Origin of the sequence: Roseobacter weihaiensis, assembly GCF_020622345.1 — a bacterium.
Classification (GTDB): domain Bacteria; phylum Pseudomonadota; class Alphaproteobacteria; order Rhodobacterales; family Rhodobacteraceae; genus Roseobacter; species Roseobacter weihaiensis.
On sequence record NZ_JACNMO010000012.1, the window covers coordinates 1 to 17,392 of the forward strand.

The window sequence follows — 17,392 nt, forward strand, 5'->3', positions numbered from 1 at the left end:
AGTTATCTGCGGCGATCCGGGCAAGCTTTCTACGCTCGGATCGAACCTATGGGGCGCGGCGGGTTTGGCACGATCTTCTCGAAGAAGGTTATTCCTGTGGTCTGCATTGCGTTGAGCAATTGATGCGGCAAGCGGCCTTCAGAGCCCGTCCAAAGCACCTCGGCGCAAAGGGGGGCATCACCAGCGTGCTGCGCACATCGCACCAGAGGTGCGTCTTCTATTCTTATTTGGCGCGCCCATGGCGCGACGGGATCCGCGCTCACGCACCATCCTCACATCCACATGATCGTCCGGGGCGTGGCTTGTCACCCGACGGCACGAGGTCGGTCGCTTGCAAACGTGCTTGCGCGAGAGTTCGAGGCAGATGGCCCGAACCAGACATGCCCTCTCGGCGATGCAAGCATCGCCTGTCAGGGAATAGGGGGCAGACTTCACATGTGTTTGGACCGCGGACGGTTGGCTCTATGGTGCGGCCGTCATCGATCTGTTCTCGCGGGTGCGCCATTGGGCTTGAACCAATGGCGCATCAATGGCTCACCGTCGGCTGACCCCTCCCGGCAGATTGCTGCGCAATCGCCTGCCGGGCAATGGATAAGCGATCAAATGACGTCTCAGATGGTCACGGACGCCTTGATAAGGGCGATCTGGCGCAAAGCTCGACCAAAGGAGCTGCTCCATCACGCGGACCAGGGCAGCCAATATACCCGCGCCCCATTCCAACGGCTGATGGCAGACCACGGCATCACATGCGCGATGAGCCGCTCTGGCAACGTTTGGGACACTGCCGCGATGGACAGCGTCTTCTCATCGATGAAAACCAAAAAATAACCCACCTACGGGCTTGCGCTGGTGGGATTTGCGATATGCTGCGCCAAGTACTGAAGTACAATGTCTTCCTTGATGGCACGTTGGTCGGTGAGAAATACCCACGTCCCCAAAAGCGCCTGCCCCAGTAGCGCTTTTTGAGCTGCGGGAACGCGCGCTGCACTTTGTGGGACGATCTGCCTTTAAGCAGCCGCACCAAGTCCCTCACCGCCAGCTTTGGCGGCACCGATACGAACATGTGGACGTGATCGACCGACAGCACACCGCAGATAATATCCACGCCCCTTTCTCGGCAGACTTGGCGGCAGATGTCACGGACCCGCAGCCGGATACAGCCGGTTAGCACCTTATAGCGATACTTAGTTGACCAGACAATGTGATAGCGGTGGTAGAAAACGCAGTGGCTGCCGGTGTCTTGTCGGGAAAGAACAGGGCATAACTGAGGCGCCGAAATCGACGGTTGGAGACCCTTCAGTCGCATTGGGCATCATCAAACCCGGACAAGGCGTGTCATTCCTGCCGGAAATCTTTGCAAAGCCGCTGGAAAAAAGTGGTGACCTCGTGAGGGTCCGTCCGGATCTGTCTGGTCCGGATGTCGAGATCTTCGCGTGCTTTCCTCCAAAGCGAGCAAGCGTTCCGGCGGTTCGCGTCTTCATTGACATGCTCGTAGATTTTGCTCGCGACAGGGCGCGGCTTGACGATTAGGTTATGTGGCCTTTGTCATTGATGTGTTTGCGCGGCGGATTGTAGTTTGACGAGCAAGCTGCACGGCACATGCAGGGTTTGTTCTGGATGCTTTGGAACGGGCCATTCATCAACGCAAACAAGCGCAGGACCAACTGGTGCATCATTCCGATCACGGATCGCAATATTTATCGATTAAACCCGATGATTTGATGCGCTACGTTCAGACTGGATTAGATTTCTGCGTTCGTAAAAATGGAGCGCTGAAACGGACACGCCAGTGCAGTTGGACACCTCTACTATCGTCATTTCTGCTGTCAAAGTTTTGCTCCTTCACGCTTGACCTCAACTTAAGTTGAGGCCGTATCTTCGGTGTAAGTCAAGCTGACGGAGGGAATGAACCGCGCCGGGTTTTCCGGAGGCTCCAACTCCTGAGTAGGATGGAGCATCATGAGCAAGACAACGAACAAGTATTCCCTCGAAGTCCGCGAACGAGCTGTTCGCATGGTCGTGCACAACGCAGGGCAGCATGAGAGCCGCTGGTCGGCGATCCTGTCGATTTCTTCGAAGATCGGTTGCGCGCCGCAGACTCTGAACGAGTGGGTCAAGAAGGCCGAGGTTGATCGGGGTGATCGTGCCGGCATCACGACGGCGATGGCCGAGAGTGCGGGGCGGTCGCGTAGCGATCAAATGATCCGGGGGATCATTTGAAGGCCCAAACGAAGGCCTTGGATGAAGCAGGCCAATGAGATCCTTCGAAAGGCATCGGCATATTTTGCCCCCGCTCTCATCGCCGCAAGCGGCGACTGCCGCGCAGCGAGACGGAGCTCGACCGCCGGTCCAGGACATGATTGCCTTTATCGAGGAGCACCGCGACGCCATCGGGGTTGATGGGGTCGCTGCCGGCGGGTGCTGCCCAAGCCGGCAAATGGGTCGATCTCTTGCAAACGGTGACGGCAATGGCTGCGCTTTTTGCGATTCAGTTCAGCGTCGCGTATGCGCGTCAAAGATCAGATCGTTTGGACACTGCAGTTCAAAATGCCCCTGTCCTGCTGGTGCGAGACGGCAAAATTCTTCGCGCCGCACTGCGCCAGACGCGTGTCACCGAAGGTGATCGCAGCCCGAAGCCCGCAGTGCCACGTCCAGCTTATCAGTCACATCTTCGGCCTTCATTGTCGTGCAGAGCTTCCAGGCGATGATGTACCGGCTGTAATCGTCGAGGATCGTAGAGAGATAGAACCAACCCCAGCCGATGACTTTGAGATAGGTGAAGTCGGTTTGCCCGCTGCCCGGCAGTCGCCGCTTGCGGCGAAGAGAGGGGGAGCTGGTTCGGGCGTGAAGTCTTGTCCCTGAACTCGTCGGCAGCGGACAGAACGACGTAAGCCGGCCTGGTGATGAGGTCATAGGATTTGAGGATACGATACCCGTTCGTCGAGTGATCCGTCCACTGGACGGATTACTGATTCTCCTTACCCTCTGACACAAAATACTTTTCTGTGTCGGTAAAGCACACGGCCAACTCGCGCGGCGACAGATCGCTTTCCTTCAGCGCCAAGTCCTTGATCTTCTCTCGGATCGGTTCAGGGATGCGGTTCCAAACCAGTGACGGTTTGGGACTGCGATCCTCGAGTGCCTCGGGGCCTCCAGCCAGATACCGGTCATATCCCGTTGACCGACAGGTGAATGTAAGCATTCACCGAGAGGCGGCGATAAAAGGTAGTTCTGGGAACGCCGAGCTTGTCCAGATCAGGGATAAGGGCAGCCGTGACCAAAATCTGACAATCATGTTCATGGTAACCCCCCGCGCGCGGTCCGCCACAGATGACACACAGCGCGCCTTGGCCCCCTGCTAGCTAGGGGCGGAGCTTGCGCAGGTGCGGCATCAGGTCAAAATAGACGGCCCCACCGATCTCGGTGCGTTTCAGATCATCGCCCCTCTTCAAGATGAACTCAATCTGCAGACCCTCCGGGGCGGGATGGGGCACCGTTATTTTCTTGCCCGAAACAAGTTTTAGCGCTTCGAGGCGCGTTGTCTCGTGGCTGGCCGCCCCAGCGAGCGCGCCGCCCATGATCATTCCAAGCCCGACAGAGACCACGGCAAGGTCACCCCTACTCAGGCCGGCCATTGATTGACGCAGGCGTTTTTCGGCCTCCTGCTGAAGTCGTTTCACAGACGCCTGAACTTGCGGTAGCTTCCAAGAAGCATCCAGGAAATCGGTCAGGTCCCCCGGACGAAGCGGTGCTGCATCCGGGGCGCTGGGTCCACCTGGTTTGTAAAAAGGCGACTGCAGTGGTGCAGTCTTGACAGGCGCACGACCAGCAGGCTGCTGCATGCTCCCAAAAGGCCGGGCGGACGGGCTGCGGATCAACTGTCGGAGTTGGCTTTCCTGCAAGAGCTTCCAGTTGGGCCGTTGAAACGAGGCAGGCGGCGGAAGTATGGACCGCAGTTTCAGTTCGAAATCACCAAGCGAATGTGGACTTGTCATGGGGCACCTATACTGATTTTTTGAGCTACATGAGATCCAAAATACCACAGGGATCCCGGCCGGAAAAACGATCCCTTCTCAGATGGCAACAAACTGCCGAACCGCAGTGTGCGTTGTCTCTGCCTTGTCACCAACATCAGATATCGGGTGGAGAGTATCGCCATACATCCATCTTTCAATATGACCGTTCAAGCGGCACAAGCCGAGATGGCGGAGAGCTGTTTTTTCTGTGCTAGCGCTGAAATATGCAGCCCTGACGTGCAATTGACCAAAGCGACTCTCGATAGCTCAATGCGATCAAAAGTCATTTAATCAAGATGCCAGGGATCTGCAGCCGGTCCGGGTGGACAGAAAAATGCGACAGATGTACCGTATCGGGAGATTTCGCAGACAACAAACGCTCTGAACCATCCGGCCCGTCAAACGGCTGGTGTCCACCCCGGCGTTGGCCCGCCACGCAAGCCGCACCTCCTAGTCAGAAGGTGAGGTGCAAATTGAACCCGACAAGCCACCCATTGGTCACCCCCGCACCGGTTCCGACCGATGGCATGTTGTATTCTGGCATAAACCCGACGTTGACTGGCTGCCTAGCGTAATCCGGGGTGTTGAAATCGCCCAGTTTGACATCAAACGACACTGACAATTGCGGGCGATCCTGACTGTAGAACTTCATCGCCTCGTTCATGGATGTCACAACCCCTCGCACGGTTTTCACCTCTTTGCAGATGTCGTCGTAAAAACCCTTGGGATCGCGCCGAACATCCTGGTTCCGTGCCTTTTCGAAAATACTGTTGCTTGCTTCATGCATCCTGGCGACGTTATGCACGACATCCCACCGCGACAACCTGTGGGCCTTGGATGTCGGATAGATGAGCGAGAAGCTCTGGGTTTTTTCCGACAACACCGCTTTGAGATGGAATTTGTCGACCTGCCCACTGAGCTTCACTTCGGTAATCTTTTCCTTGAAATCATGGGTTACACCCGCGCCAAACTTACTGTTGCGGAATGCTTTTTCAGACGACCAGTCCAGCGCCGCCTTCTGTTTGCTCCAATTGTAGCTGCTCGACAACGCGCTCTTGTCGATATTCATCTTGAGATTCGTTTCGGGTTCGTAGTCGGAGCAGTCGAGCGGATTGGGAAAATTATGCGTCAACGTCGGGTCTAAATTGCTGCGCATGAACGGCCGAAATGACGCGCCACTCATCTTCACCACCACCATCGACTCACCCGGCGTCATCTGGAGGCCCTTTGAAAGGGTCAATTCCAGGCCTTTTAACAGCCTGGGCGATTTTCCGCGATCCGACAGGCCTATTTTGGGTAGATCGGCCGGATGCACAGGGTCCGAGATCGCCGGGAAATTGATGGTTGCCTTCTGTGCCCATTCTGCAATCGCAGCGCGCAATGCCAGTTCGCCGTGTTTTTCGTCAAGCTCGGGAAATTCGTTCTGTACCTCCCTGGCCACCGCATCTTCCGAGAGGGTCTTGACCCAGTCCTTGCCACCGGACAGCCATTTGAAAATGCGGGCCTTGTTGATGTCACTGATGGGATCGTTTCCCTGATTGCTACCTAATAAATAATTCGCGCTGGCAGGCATAAGATTTCCTTTTTTTACAGTTAAATAGAGGAATCGTTTAACGACCCGCACACAGTTTATCTCAGCCCGGCCCACTCTCAACATCTCGGTGCCACCGTGGCATATCCCACCTAGAATCCGATTTAATTTTTGTTTTGATATGCATAGCAGGAGAGTCCAAATACAGCGCATGGCCTAGGCGAGGTTTCGCCGCCTTCGGAGCGCAAAATCGGCAAGATTACTCTCCCTGCAAGACCACAATCTGCCGCTGTTTTTGAACATGCAACAAGCAAAACCGGCGGGAAAATCCAGTTGCTATCTCCGGCATCACGTTGCGGATTCCATTGACTGGCATTCGCCGCCTCCCGCTGCATCAGGATTTCGAGGCAAGGGTTTCTGGGATCCTGTGCCATCCCCTCGTTCGACCTGCCTGCTTACCGGCGAGATTCAACGATTGGGCTCTTTCAGGGCACCGTCAACTGCCCAGGGTCGTCCGAGCGCTATTTCCAAAGCCCCTCACCCGCAAATTGGCCTATGATTTGCGGTACTGGCAGGATCATCGTCCAGCGCCGACAGCAGTCCGATGCACGAGACCAGCCGACTTCCGATCAGCACCACGTCGGTCGTTCACTTTGCATGGTCCTGCGTCATTGGCCTGTGTTCCCTCGGGACGATGGTTGCCCTGATGGGGGTGAAGAGGATGAGCGAGACACGGCATCGAATGTGCCTCTCAAGAAATGCCCAAGGAGATAAAGACAGTTTATGGGCAGGGCCCGGGTCACCTTTAGGTCGGGACGCTTCGGGTCGAAGAGCCGGTCAGATGAGCCTCGCGGAAAAGGCGGGCTATCAGATCGACCCGTGCTTTTTCGCGGGACAAGAAAGGTCCTGCAGGTCTGTCACCTTGTTGTCGCCTGCCGCCGCGGACACGCGCAAATGCGCTTCCCACAAAACGAAACCAACTTGCCTGTCGATGGCGAACAACCACCCCACCAGCCATCCCGGATAGGACCGGAACCCCGAAATTCGAAGGGCGCGCAAAAAGCAATCGATACCTTCATCGCAGAGCGGGGAGCGATAGGCATCATCGATCAGCACCGGATGCCGAACGCGCAGCCAGCGCAGATCCGAGACGATGGCCCGCACCTGCGGTTTGAAAACCTTTTGATCGTGCCGTCTTTGCCAGGCGTTTTCGGCATCTGCGATCGCCGCCTGCGCGTCTTTTTCGCGAGAGTGATAGGCCCGCTTCAACCCGGATTTGCGCACGACCCACAGCAGGCGCCCTGCGGTCGAGATCGCTCGACAGGCCGTGACCGTCCCGCAGGGGCTAACGGTCATGTTGCGCGGGTCGATCCAGGCCGACACCCAGTCAGACCGGTCAAAGACCAGTTTGTCAGGCAGCACATCCAGTGATCGGGCGGGACCCGAGGGCTTTGGCGGCCGCAAGGCCCGCAAACTCTGTTTATGACGCCGGGCATTTGATGAGAGGGACGCCCGAACGCGGGCAAGATGATACATTGGCCGAGCCATGGTTTTTCCTTTTGAATGAGCGTCACCAGTGGCGGTGGCATCGGCTTGTCGAGTGACCAAGGGATCGTTCGCCATGCTCAATTACACGGCAAAACGAGACGATCTTTTGTTGCCGATGCGCGCCGCGGGACTATTCCTCTTGGTAGATATCCGCGACATTGATGGGATCGAACTCGTCGACGGCCAGAGCCACCAGGACACCAAGTTCGCTGACGGAATCACCACCGGGGAGCGGAACGAAAATTGACGATTCGATAACCTGTGTCGCCGAAATTGAAAGAAGTTGGCTGTAGTCCTCGTTGAAATTGAGGAAAAAGTTCATGTAGCTGACGTTGCTGGTCCCATTCGCGCCATCTGTGACGTAGCGAAGACCCCCTAAGCCGATGTACTGATCCGTCAGCACCGGCTGCGGATCAATGGCCGCATTGTCGGGGCGCAGGATCTGAACACGCGGACTTTGCCAGTTGAATAGATACGCTGACACTTCGCCCTCGCGCTGGGTGTCGCGGGTCTGGGGATCACCGACCGAAACAGGCAATCCGTGCCCGATCGTTGGAGGGAGCTGCTGCCTTGCACCGGGGGGTGGTGCGAATGCCGGATCGAACGGCGTTCCTGCCATTGGCAGCTCAAAGGTGTATGTGGCAGCGGAGCGCACGGGATCAATGTACCCTGCGCCAGCCGTCCAGATGAATTCGCCGCTTACAAGGATACGACCGTTTTCCATGGTCACATTGGCCGCCGAAGCGGCCGCCGCAAACATCGAAAACACGACCGAGACCAAAACAGTTTTCATGACAAATCTCCATCTAATGTAACATTTACCCATCTCACACACCGTCATTGACGGGACGGCATTCCGTCCGGCCATGGAGCGCACCACACGTGGCAAGACACTAGGACGCCGCAGGTCAGCCCCGCGTCACCCAAACGGGTGAATGCGGCCCTGGAACATCCGGTTGCACCCGGAGTTTCAGCGGCAACCCGCCGACTGGGCCGGTCGAAAAGCGGCAATTCGCCACTCGGCGACGCAAGGCGACATCACAGTGCTGGGCGAGCTTCGAGCTTTTGGGAAAAGCGGTATGCTTTTCCATCTTTCGAGATGGATTTGGTTGAATGGCGTGTGCGATGCCACGCGTTTTCACGAGTGTTTGGAGTATTGTAAGATGAAGAAGAGCCCGCCGCCTGGCGCCGCCCGTTCCGAAATTATCAGCCGCCTCTATGATGTCGCGTTAGACCCTACACGCTACGAGGAACTGCTTGATGTGTGGGAGAAACGGGTCGGTGACATACGCCCGGGGTCGGTTGCTCAGGGCCAGATATTCACCGACCACGAGATTGAAGCTCATTGTGAAAGAGCCAATGTGTTTCTTGATCGCGTGGAGGCATCCAGCGATCCCCGCGACGCACTCTTGGCCGAGTTCCGGACGGCAGCCGCTTTCATTATCGACCCTTCGCTCAGGGTGAGCCGTGTCAACCCCACCGCCGAAATCTGGCTGGGCGTGCGGTCGGGAATGCCGCTGTCGGCGTTGCCATTCGACACCGAAGCCCACGAACATCTTGAGCATGATCTTGAAAGAGCGTTCGCGGGGCGCGGGCCGCAGACGCTTCAGATGCGGGTCCGGTCGACAAGATCCAACCGCATGGCGCTTCTTCAGATCCGCATCCTGCCGGGGGCCGATCCATTCGCCCTGGTCGTGACACCCGAATTCGAATGGCCAGCCACGCTCGACACAATACTGTCCGAGGCTTTCGGCTTGACGCCGTCGGAACTTATCGTGATCCGCGGACTGGTTGAAACATCGACCATCAAAGAGATCGCCGAACAGCGCGGTCGCTCGGTTGAAACGGTGCGCACCCAGCTCAAGGCAATTTTTCAGAAGACCCAGACACACGGGCAAGCCGAATTGATCCGGGTCTGCCTGTCGCTGATGAACATCGTCGCCGTCACCGGGGCCACCAATGAGCTCGTCCTGCGGTCGAGCAACGGCAGCGCCCGGCTTGAGCCACGTCCGTTTCGGACAATAAAGAGACCGGACGGACGTCGCTTCGATTACCTCATCCTTGGCGATACCGGCGGGCGACCTGTTCTTTTCCTGCCGCTCGACTACGGGTTGATACGCTGGCCTGCCGGGGCCGAGGCCGAGGCCGCACGACGTGGATTGCAGGTTGTGGTCCCCATCAGAGCAGGGTTTGGCAGCTCGACATCTCTGCCCCGCGAGGTTGGAGCCGCCAGCTATGGCCCGACCTTGGCAGCCGACGTGCATGCCCTTCTCGACCATCTCGACATCAGGTCGTGCCCAATCATCTCACTTGGAAACGACAGTTGGTATGCGCATCACATTGCAGCCCTTCACCCCGACCGCATCACCGCGATTCTCATGGCTGCCGGAACGCTGCCGATGACGGAAGCGAAACAGTACGAGCGTATGGGCAAGTGGCATCGTTTCATCACGGCCAACGCACGCTATGCCCCGACGGTCTTTCCCTTCATGGTGAAAGCCGGTTTCAGTCTTGCGCGCCGTATCGGTCGTCGCAGCTTTCTGCAGGCGGTCTACGGTGACAGCCCCGCCGACCTCGCAACAATCGAACAGCCGGAGATTTTGGAGGCGATCCTGTCGGGGTCCGAGATTGCTCTTTCAAAAGCGCACAGCGCCCACAACGCCTTTGCCCGCGAGGTGTTCGCAAAGACGCTCAACTGGAAACACACGGTCCGCGCCTGTCGCTCGATCCCGACGCACTTCCTGACAGGCAACCAGGACCAGCACGCCCCGCCGCAGACCGTAAACGAATGGGAGTTGGAGTGGCCCCACATCCGCTTCGAACGGATCAAGGGCGCGGGCTATCTGCTGTTCTTTCAACATTGGGAGATGGTTCTCGATCGGCTCAAAGACATGATGGACGGCACCGATATCGGCCGGAATGACTAGCCATTGCTGGCATTCGCAGAAAGGTACCCTCATCAAGTCGATGAAGCCGTCAACAGGTGAGACGCGCACGGCCAAGGCCGGGATCTTCTCCTCCACAGTTCACCGTGTCAATCCGCTTCCAAGGCGTGCCGGACCGCCCTTGTACCCTGTTGCAGGGCCTTCTGGGTGCAATCCACCTCTCAACCAGCGGAATTGGCAAGGTGGCGCCATTCGGAGGCGTACGTACCATGGTCCGGCGACATGGCTCGAAGATCGGCATGGGCCGGGTTTGCAAGCGCACTATTTCTTTCGAACAGGAGCGCGGCACCGATGGCAGTGCCTGTCGCCGCATCGCTCTGCAAAACCGGCCGACCTGTTGCCGCGGCAAGCATCGTTTTGAATCCCGGGTTACGTGCAAAAGGGCCTTCGACGATTGTCGGACCATCCGCCCCCGTCAACGACAGGCAGGTGTCCGTCATCATCGCGAGATAGAACGACAAGGCCGCCGCGCGGAGCCCGGTGCCGATTGCGGGTTCCTGTCCGGTCCATCGCATGTGATGTCCTTGAAATGGTCCCGTCAGAGGTTCGACCGCGGGCAGCAGCATCAATCGCGATGCAAGGACATCTGCAACATCATCGGTTGCTGGTATCGCCACGCGCCCCGCCTGGATCAGCTCATACTCGCGCCCGCCCATGAACCGCGCAGATGGGACCGGATCGCCCAGGGCGTTCACATTCACGAGCGTATCGCGGTTGGGATCAAGGCCGTTGGCTTTGCCTCCAACGGCCATCGCAATGACCCATGTGCCGGTTGAAACGACAGAAAACGGTGTGTTTTGTGCGAGGATGTGCGGATAAAGCGACGCGTTGGAATCGTGGATGCCCACGGCCACAGGCGTGTTCTTGGGCAGGTCGGTGGCCCCCGCTATTTCCGGCAATAGGGTGCCCAGAATGTCGTCGGGTTTGCGCACGGGCGCGATTTTGTCAGCGATGTTCATCTTGTCCGCAAGATCAGAGAAGTCACCTGCCTGCGGGTGCCAGAGATCCGTGTGGCAGCCAATCGAGGTCACATCATAGGCCACCTCACCGGTCAGCCGGAATCCCCAGTATTGCGGGTATCCCAGAATGGTATCTGTTCGGTCATGCAGCGTGGGGTCCTGGTTGAACTGATAGTGCAGCTGCGCGCCGACATTCAGTCCCCCCGCAAGGCGCGGTGACCCGGTTTGCGCGAAATCCGGGCGCATAGCGTCGTAGCATTGGGCAATATCGGCGGGGATCGGATGTTCATAATCAAGAATGGGCGCAGCGAGGTTCCCCCCTTGGTCGAGCAGCACGATGCTCGCCCCATGGGTCGTGACGGAAATGGCGTCGATGCCATGGTTACGGTGCAACGTCTTGAGAGCCTCAAGCAGGAAAGCCCAGTGCCCCTCGGTGTCGAAATGCCCCCAGGGCGGACCCGGCAACACGGTGTTTGGGCGCGTCACAACCGCAACTTCGGCGCGCGCTTCCAGATCAACAAGTGCCAGTTTTGCGTTGGTCTTGCCGATATCAATGACCGCGATATGGCGCGGTGTGATCATGGCATGTGAAAGACGCGCTTCAGGGGCACGGCGACTGGTTCGTTGTCGGGTCCGGTTTCCATGATATCGGCCATATGCGCCCACCATTTCTGCATCACAGGGTGGTCGGGCAACCCGTCCATCCCATGATCGTCTTCGCGGATCAGCACGCCGATCAAGTGGTGCGTCTCCGTATCCAGGTAAATGCCGTAATCGCGGACCCCGGCACCTCGAAGCAGCTCAACCAGTTCCGGCCAGATTGCATCGTGACGGCGTTGGTATTCCGCCTCCATACCGGGGTTCAATTGCATCCGAAAAACGTAGCGCTCAGTCATGCCTTGTTCCTTGCGGCGATCATCGCCCACAGCCGCGGCAAGGCGATAACGCCGATCAGCAGCAGGCCGATAAAGATCGACATCACGATGCCCGGTACGTTGAGCAGGCCAAGACCAAAGGTCACAAGCCCCATTACAAAGGCCGCAATCACCACACCGGGGATAGATCCGGACCCGCCAAGGATGTTCACGCCGCCCAGCACAACCATGGTGACCACTTCCAGCTCCATCCCCATGGCGATGCTGGGGCGGGTCGATCCGAGACGCGAGGTCAGGCAAATCGCCGCGACCCCGGACATCAAGCCAGTGAGCAGAAACAGGATGAACTTGACCCGTTGCACACGAATGCCGCTGAAAAGCGCGCCGGTGGGGTTATTGCCGATGGCATAGACCGCGCGCCCGAAATTGGTTTTGTGCAGCAGGACGCCGTAGATCACCGCTATGATCACGAAGAGCAGCATCTCAACCGTGAACACCCAGTAGATGTAGCCCTGTCCGAACCACGCAAAGCTGGCGGGATAGCCGCGAAACGCATCATCGCCGAGGATGATGAAGCTGATACCGCGAAACAGGCTCATGGTGCCAATGGTGACGACGATGGAGGGCAGCCCCAGAACTGTCACGAAGACCGCATTGAAAGCACCACAGAGCAACCCCACAGTCAGACCGATAAGCACCAGCTCCGGCGTGCCCGCCCCGTACTGCGCTGCAAGGCCCATGGCCGTGCTGGCCAGCGCAATGATGGACGCAACGGACAGGTCGATTTCACCGGCTATGATCAGCAGCGCCATGGCGAAAGCGATCATCGCTTTTTCGGTGAAATTGAAGGTCGCATCGCTGAGGTTCCAGGCATTCAGGAAGTATGGCGACGCGAAACTGTTGACAACAAAGATCGCAATGGCGACGGCCAGAAGCAGCGCTTCCCAACTGCGCAAGGTGCGATAGGTGCGGCTGTTGAGGCGGTCGGGAACACTCCGGTCGGTGGAAATGTCGGTCATGAGGTCACCTCGGCGGATTTCAGGATGATCCGGCCTTTCTTGCGGCCCGCGCTGGCGTTGAAGGCGACGGCGATCAGGATCGCGCTGCCGGAAATCGCCAGCTGCCAGAACGGCGAGATGTTCACGACGGGCAAGGCGTTCTTGACCACGCCGAGGAAGATCGCGCCAAGCACTGCACCGCCCACGGAGCCAACCCCGCCGGCAATGGAGATGCCGCCGATCACGCAGGCCGCCACGACTTCGAGTTCAAAGCCGCCCGCGATGTCCACATAGGCCACGGCATAGCGCGCGACCCAGAGGTAGCCTGTCAGCCCGGCAAGAGCGCCGGAAATCACGAAGGCCTGAAACTGTGTCCTGCCGACATCGATGCCCGTGTAGACCGCCGCATGCGGGTTGCCGCCGACGGCAAAGATTGATCGGCCCAGCGGGGTGCGCGACATCATGACGGCAAAGATCAGGGTGGTGACGATTGCCACCCATGACAGGACCGGAAGGCCCAAGATCTCGGCCCGCGGGAAGCCGGTGAAGGCGGGGCTCATTTCATGGGAGTTCACCCATTTGCCATCGGAGATCAGGAAGATGATGCCCCGAAAGATCGTCATGGTGCCCAGGGTGACCACGATGGGCGGGATCGAGAGCTTCCACACAAGGACGCCGTTGATCGCCCCCATCACTGCACCCAACATGATGGCGATGGCAATGATAATCGGGATCGGCAGACCCGGCATGGCGACGTTGATCATCGCCACTGCCATGCCGGTGAGGGCAAGATTGGCCGCAACCGACAGATCGATGCAGCGGGTCAGGATGACGACCATCTGACCCAGGGCCAGGATGATCAACGGGGCCGTATCATTGAATACCCTGGCGAGGTTCGACGGGGCAATGAACCCCGCAAAACGCGATGCGATCAGGGCGAGAAGCACGACAATGGCGCCCGCCAGAATGGTTTCGCGTATGGGGAAGGTCCGGGACAGCAACGCTCAGGCCTCCTGCAGTTGGGCCGCGGTGATGCCCGCGGCATGACGTACAAGGGTTTCCGGGGTCAGTTCGTCGCCCGCAACTTCGGCCACGATCCGCCCGTCGCGCATCACGATCACCCGGTCAGACATGCCGATGACTTCAGGAATTTCGGAGCTGACCATGATGACAGACAGGCCCTGGCTGGCCAGTTCCGCCATGAATTCATGCACTGCCGCCTTGGACCCGATATCGATCCCCTTGGTCGGTTCATCCAGGATGATCACCTGCGGCTGGGTGGCGAGCCATTTGGCGATGACCACCTTTTGCTGGTTACCGCCGGACAGATTGCCCACATCCTGATCCAATGCAGCGGCCCGCAGATCAAGGCGTTCAGCGTATTCACGGGCAAGCTTGAATTCCTCTGCCAACTGCAGAAAACCGGATTTCGACGTCCGTTTCAGCGACGGCAGGGTGATGTTCTGAAAGATCGGCAGACCGATCACGGCCCCTTGCTTGCCGCGATCCTCCGGGACGTAGACGATGCCGGCGGCAACGGCATCGGCAGGCGAACGGATCACCTTGATGTCGCCGTTGATCAGGGTCACACCTTTGCTGGGCCTGGTGATACCGAACAGCGCTTGCATGAATTCAGACCGGCCCGCACCCACAAGGCCATAGAAACCCAGGATTTCGCCGCGTTTGAGCGTAAAGCCAATATCGGCAAATTCGGTGGGATGATCGTAGCCGGCCACCTGCAGAATGTCTTCCCCAACGGCTTGCTCACGGTCCGGGAAGATGTGATCAACGGCGCGGCCAACCATCATCCTGACCAGCGCATCCTCATCGATATCGGCGATCAGCCCCTCGCCGACAAACGCCCCGTCCCGAAAGACGGTGTATCGGTCCGCGATGCGGAAGATCTCATCGAACTTGTGGCTGATAAACAGGATCGCCTTGCCTTGGGATTTGAGGGTTTCGATCAGTTCATAAAGCTCTTCGATTTCCTTGTGTGACAGGGCTGCGGTGGGTTCATCCATGATCACCACGCGGGCGTCGACTGACAGGGCGCGTGCAATCGCGACAAGGTGTTTGCTGGCGATGCCAAGATCCCGCAACAGGGCATGCGTGGCAAAGGGCGCGCCGATCTCGTCCAGCAAGACCTTGGCCGCGCGGTGCATCTCGGCCCTGTCGATCAGGCCCCATCTGGTGCGGGGCGCATGGCCGATAAAGATGTTCTCAGCGACCGAAAGCTCATCAAAAAGCACGGTTTCCTGATGGATCGCGGTAATCCCGACGCGGGATGCGTCATTCGGTGTATTGAGCGTGACGGGCGCGCCACCGATGCGAATCGTGCCGCCATCGGGCGCATAGATGCCTGTCAGAATCTTTACGGTCGTGGATTTTCCAGCCCCGTTTTCGCCAACAAGGGCAGTCACTTGACCGGGGTAGAGATCCAGTTTTACCTGATCCAGCGCCTTCACGCCGGGGAAGGTCTTGGTGATTGCATCCATCGATACAACGGGCGCATCGACCGGTGCTGCACGCTCTGCCATGTAGACACTCTTTCCAACTGCGGGGGATGGAGGGTTTGGCCCGACACGAAAACCCGTGCCGGACCAATCCGGGAGAAAACCCTAGAAGATCGACTTGAACTGATCAATGTTGCTGGCGTCGTAAACGAACGGGTCAGCCATCGCACCTTCGTTGTTGTCATCGAGGGTCAGCGTGCCCATGCGGCCCATTGGCACCTCGGCACCCGGGGCGGCTTCGACGCCGTTCTGGCTGAGCTCATAGGCCAGCATGGTTGCCGAATATCCCAGGTCAATCGGGTTCCAGATCGCGAAGGACTGAGATGCGCCGGATTCGATAGCACCGGCCATTTCAGATGGCAGGCCAAGACCTGTGACATTGACCTCACCGACTTTGCCCGCGTCGACGACAGCCTGTGCGGCGGCCACGATCCCGACGGATGTTGGCGCGATGATGGCGTCCAGATCAGGGAACGACTGCATCAGGCCCGTGGCTTCACGGTAGGATTTGTCCGCCAGATCATCACCGTAGACGGTCGAAACAACATTAATACCAGGATAGTCACCGATGACCTTGTTCATCTCTTCGATCCAGATGTTCTGGTTCGTTGACGTTGTTGTCGCGGACAGAACGGCGACATCGCCGCCCTCTGGCAGATGGTCGGCGGCCAGCTTGATGATCATATTGCCGATCAGCGCGTTCGACGACGGATTGAGGTGCAGCTGGCGGCCTTCCGGGGCAACGCCGGAATCCCAGCTGATGACGGTAATGCCGCGCTGCATGGCCCGCTTGAGGGCAGGAACCAAGGCATCCGTGTCATTGGCTGAGATGGCTATTGCATCCACGTTTTGCGCAATCAGGGAGTTGATGACCTCGATCTGGCCTTCCGCAGTGGTGTCGGTCGGGCCTGTATAGATGATCTCGACATTGCCCAGCTCTGCGGCGGCTTCCTCGGCGCCTTCCGCGGCGGCCTCGAAAAAGCCGATGCCAAGCGCTTTGACGACAAGCGCGATACGCACATCATCCTGCGCAAGTGCAGGGGTAGCAAATATCGCTGTCGCCATAGTGGCCGATGCGATCAGTCTCTTGAATACACTCATGGTTTCCTCCCTAACGAGTGGTTTGGATCAGGCCGGCTAGGACGCCACGCCCTCTTTCTGTGCGGCCCCTGACGAGACAACGATCAGCGTGACATCCGCCGCCTCAAGCATGGTCGCGGTGCGGTCATCAACGCCATCGTCGGTGATGATGGTATTGATCCGGTCCAGCGGGCAGAGCACAAGGCTGGAGCGGTTCTGGAATTTTGTGCTATCGACGAGAACGATCAGTTCTTCAGCCTGACCGATCAGTTTCTGTTCCGCCTGGATCAGCAGCGGGTCCTGCTCCATCAGTCCGAGTGGACCGATACCCTGAGCGCCCATGAACATGCGCTTGGCATAGAAATTGCGCGTCACGTCATTGTCGAAAGGCGACAGAATGATGTTCTGCTCCCGGTAGATGATCCCGCCGGACAGCATGATGGTGTTTGACGTGTTTTTCAGCAAATGCGCGGCGATCGGAAAAGAGTTTGTGAACACCTGTAGACGTCTTGACGCAAGCGGATGGACCATCTGAAATGTTGTTGTGCCGCCATTGATTATGATCGGTTCACCATCTTCGCAAAGCTCGACAGCGGCGGCCGCGATGGCCTGTTTTTCGGCACTGTTCATGGTTTCGTTGACGCTAAAGGGACGACCGGCAAGGCCAACGAACGGTTTGGTGGTCAAGGCTTCGGCCCCCCCGCGAACCCGGCGCAGACGCTTTTGCTCGTCGAGCGTGTTGATGTCCCGGCGCACGGTCGCTTCGGACGCGCCGGTGAGAGTGCAGAGGTCAAGAACGGTGACCAGCGCCCGATCCTGAACGGCCGATAAGATAACGCGGTGACGGTCCTTTTCGTGCATATCTCCCCCTTCTTGGTCCGCACCGTGCCGTGACTCGTCGCGACCTGTCAATCACAAATTGTCAAC

Annotated in this window: 14 protein-coding genes and 5 pseudogenes; 5 read left to right on the plus strand and 14 right to left on the minus strand. The window is 58.2% G+C overall.

Going from position 1 to position 17,392, the window contains the following annotated elements; all coding sequences use genetic code 11:
* Positions 1-825, plus strand: a pseudogene (locus H7847_RS27170) (IS3 family transposase); the annotation flags it as partial.
* An 8-nt stretch (positions 826-833) separates the two neighbouring features.
* On the opposite strand, the pseudogene tnpA reads toward H7847_RS27170, so the two are convergent.
* A pseudogene (gene tnpA, locus H7847_RS14600) lies at positions 834-1,306 on the minus strand (IS200/IS605 family transposase).
* On the opposite strand from tnpA, the gene H7847_RS27175 reads away from it, so the two are divergent.
* Together H7847_RS27175 and H7847_RS14610 are read left to right on the plus strand one after the other, a co-directional pair.
* Positions 1,306-1,530, plus strand: coding sequence for a LysR substrate-binding domain-containing protein (locus H7847_RS27175; protein WP_406676005.1), 225 nt, complete (start codon positions 1,306-1,308; stop codon positions 1,528-1,530). The pseudogene tnpA and the gene H7847_RS27175 overlap by 1 nt on opposite strands.
* A 2-nt stretch (positions 1,531-1,532) precedes the next feature.
* Positions 1,533-1,748 (plus strand): annotated as a pseudogene (locus tag H7847_RS14610) (DDE-type integrase/transposase/recombinase); the annotation flags it as partial.
* Here H7847_RS14610 and H7847_RS27180 read toward each other — a convergent pair.
* Positions 1,705-1,818 carry a MerR family DNA-binding transcriptional regulator gene (locus H7847_RS27180; protein WP_227270358.1) on the minus strand — a complete coding sequence of 38 codons (114 nt, stop codon included), beginning with the start codon at positions 1,816-1,818 and terminating at the stop codon, positions 1,705-1,707. The pseudogene H7847_RS14610 and the gene H7847_RS27180 sit on opposite strands and share 44 nt — an antisense overlap.
* A 141-nt stretch (positions 1,819-1,959) precedes the next feature.
* Here H7847_RS27180 and H7847_RS14620 point away from each other — a divergent pair.
* A pseudogene (locus H7847_RS14620) lies at positions 1,960-2,371 on the plus strand (transposase); the annotation flags it as partial.
* A 245-nt stretch (positions 2,372-2,616) separates the two neighbouring features.
* Here the strand turns inward: H7847_RS14620 and H7847_RS14625 are convergent.
* From H7847_RS14625 to H7847_RS14645, 5 genes and pseudogenes are all read right to left on the minus strand, one after another.
* Positions 2,617-3,254, minus strand: a pseudogene (locus tag H7847_RS14625) (DDE-type integrase/transposase/recombinase); the annotation flags it as partial.
* A 108-nt stretch (positions 3,255-3,362) separates the two neighbouring features.
* Entirely contained in the window at positions 3,363-3,680 is a 318-nt protein-coding gene (locus H7847_RS14630) for a hypothetical protein (protein ID WP_227270222.1), read from the minus strand.
* Positions 3,681-4,470: 790 nt separating this feature from the next.
* Entirely contained in the window at positions 4,471-5,589 is a 1,119-nt protein-coding gene (locus H7847_RS14635) for a hypothetical protein (RefSeq protein WP_227270223.1), read from the minus strand.
* Positions 5,590-6,414: 825 nt separating this feature from the next.
* Positions 6,415-7,095, minus strand: coding sequence for a hypothetical protein (locus H7847_RS14640; protein WP_227270224.1), 681 nt, complete (start codon positions 7,093-7,095; stop codon positions 6,415-6,417).
* A gap of 130 nt (positions 7,096-7,225) precedes the next feature.
* The gene (locus H7847_RS14645) at positions 7,226-7,888 is read right to left on the minus strand and encodes a hypothetical protein (protein ID WP_227270225.1); all 663 of its coding nucleotides are present in this window, start codon (positions 7,886-7,888) and stop codon (positions 7,226-7,228) included.
* Between the two features lie 370 nt (positions 7,889-8,258).
* Here H7847_RS14645 and H7847_RS14650 point away from each other — a divergent pair, with 370 nt between their 5' ends.
* Positions 8,259-10,022 carry an alpha/beta fold hydrolase gene (locus tag H7847_RS14650; protein WP_227270226.1) on the plus strand — a complete coding sequence of 588 codons (1,764 nt, stop codon included), beginning with the start codon at positions 8,259-8,261 and terminating at the stop codon, positions 10,020-10,022.
* Between the two features lie 179 nt (positions 10,023-10,201).
* Here the strand turns inward: H7847_RS14650 and H7847_RS14655 are convergent, their stop codons facing one another.
* From H7847_RS14655 to H7847_RS14685, 7 genes are all read right to left on the minus strand, one after another.
* Positions 10,202-11,581 (minus strand): FGGY-family carbohydrate kinase, encoded by a 1,380-nt coding sequence (locus H7847_RS14655; protein WP_227270227.1) that lies wholly within the window; start codon positions 11,579-11,581, stop codon positions 10,202-10,204.
* On the minus strand, positions 11,578-11,895 hold the full coding sequence (rhaM, locus tag H7847_RS14660) for an L-rhamnose mutarotase (RefSeq protein ID WP_227270228.1): 318 nt from the start codon (positions 11,893-11,895) through the stop codon (positions 11,578-11,580). The genes H7847_RS14655 and rhaM overlap by 4 nt, the downstream gene beginning before the upstream one ends.
* Positions 11,892-12,893, minus strand: coding sequence for an ABC transporter permease (locus tag H7847_RS14665; protein ID WP_227270229.1), 1,002 nt, complete (start codon positions 12,891-12,893; stop codon positions 11,892-11,894). Before H7847_RS14665 ends, rhaM begins: the two co-directional genes overlap by 4 nt.
* Entirely contained in the window at positions 12,890-13,870 is a 981-nt protein-coding gene (locus H7847_RS14670; RefSeq protein ID WP_227270359.1) for an ABC transporter permease, read from the minus strand. Before H7847_RS14670 ends, H7847_RS14665 begins: the two co-directional genes overlap by 4 nt.
* A gap of 6 nt (positions 13,871-13,876) precedes the next feature.
* A complete protein-coding gene (locus H7847_RS14675) occupies positions 13,877-15,409 on the minus strand; it encodes a sugar ABC transporter ATP-binding protein (protein ID WP_227270230.1) in 1,533 nt (510 codons plus the stop codon).
* An 81-nt stretch (positions 15,410-15,490) separates the two neighbouring features.
* A complete protein-coding gene (gene rhaS, locus H7847_RS14680; protein ID WP_227270231.1) occupies positions 15,491-16,486 on the minus strand; it encodes a rhamnose ABC transporter substrate-binding protein in 996 nt (331 codons plus the stop codon).
* A gap of 36 nt (positions 16,487-16,522) precedes the next feature.
* A complete protein-coding gene (locus tag H7847_RS14685) occupies positions 16,523-17,326 on the minus strand; it encodes a DeoR/GlpR family DNA-binding transcription regulator (RefSeq protein WP_227270232.1) in 804 nt (267 codons plus the stop codon).
* Positions 17,327-17,392: the final 66 nt, after the last annotated feature.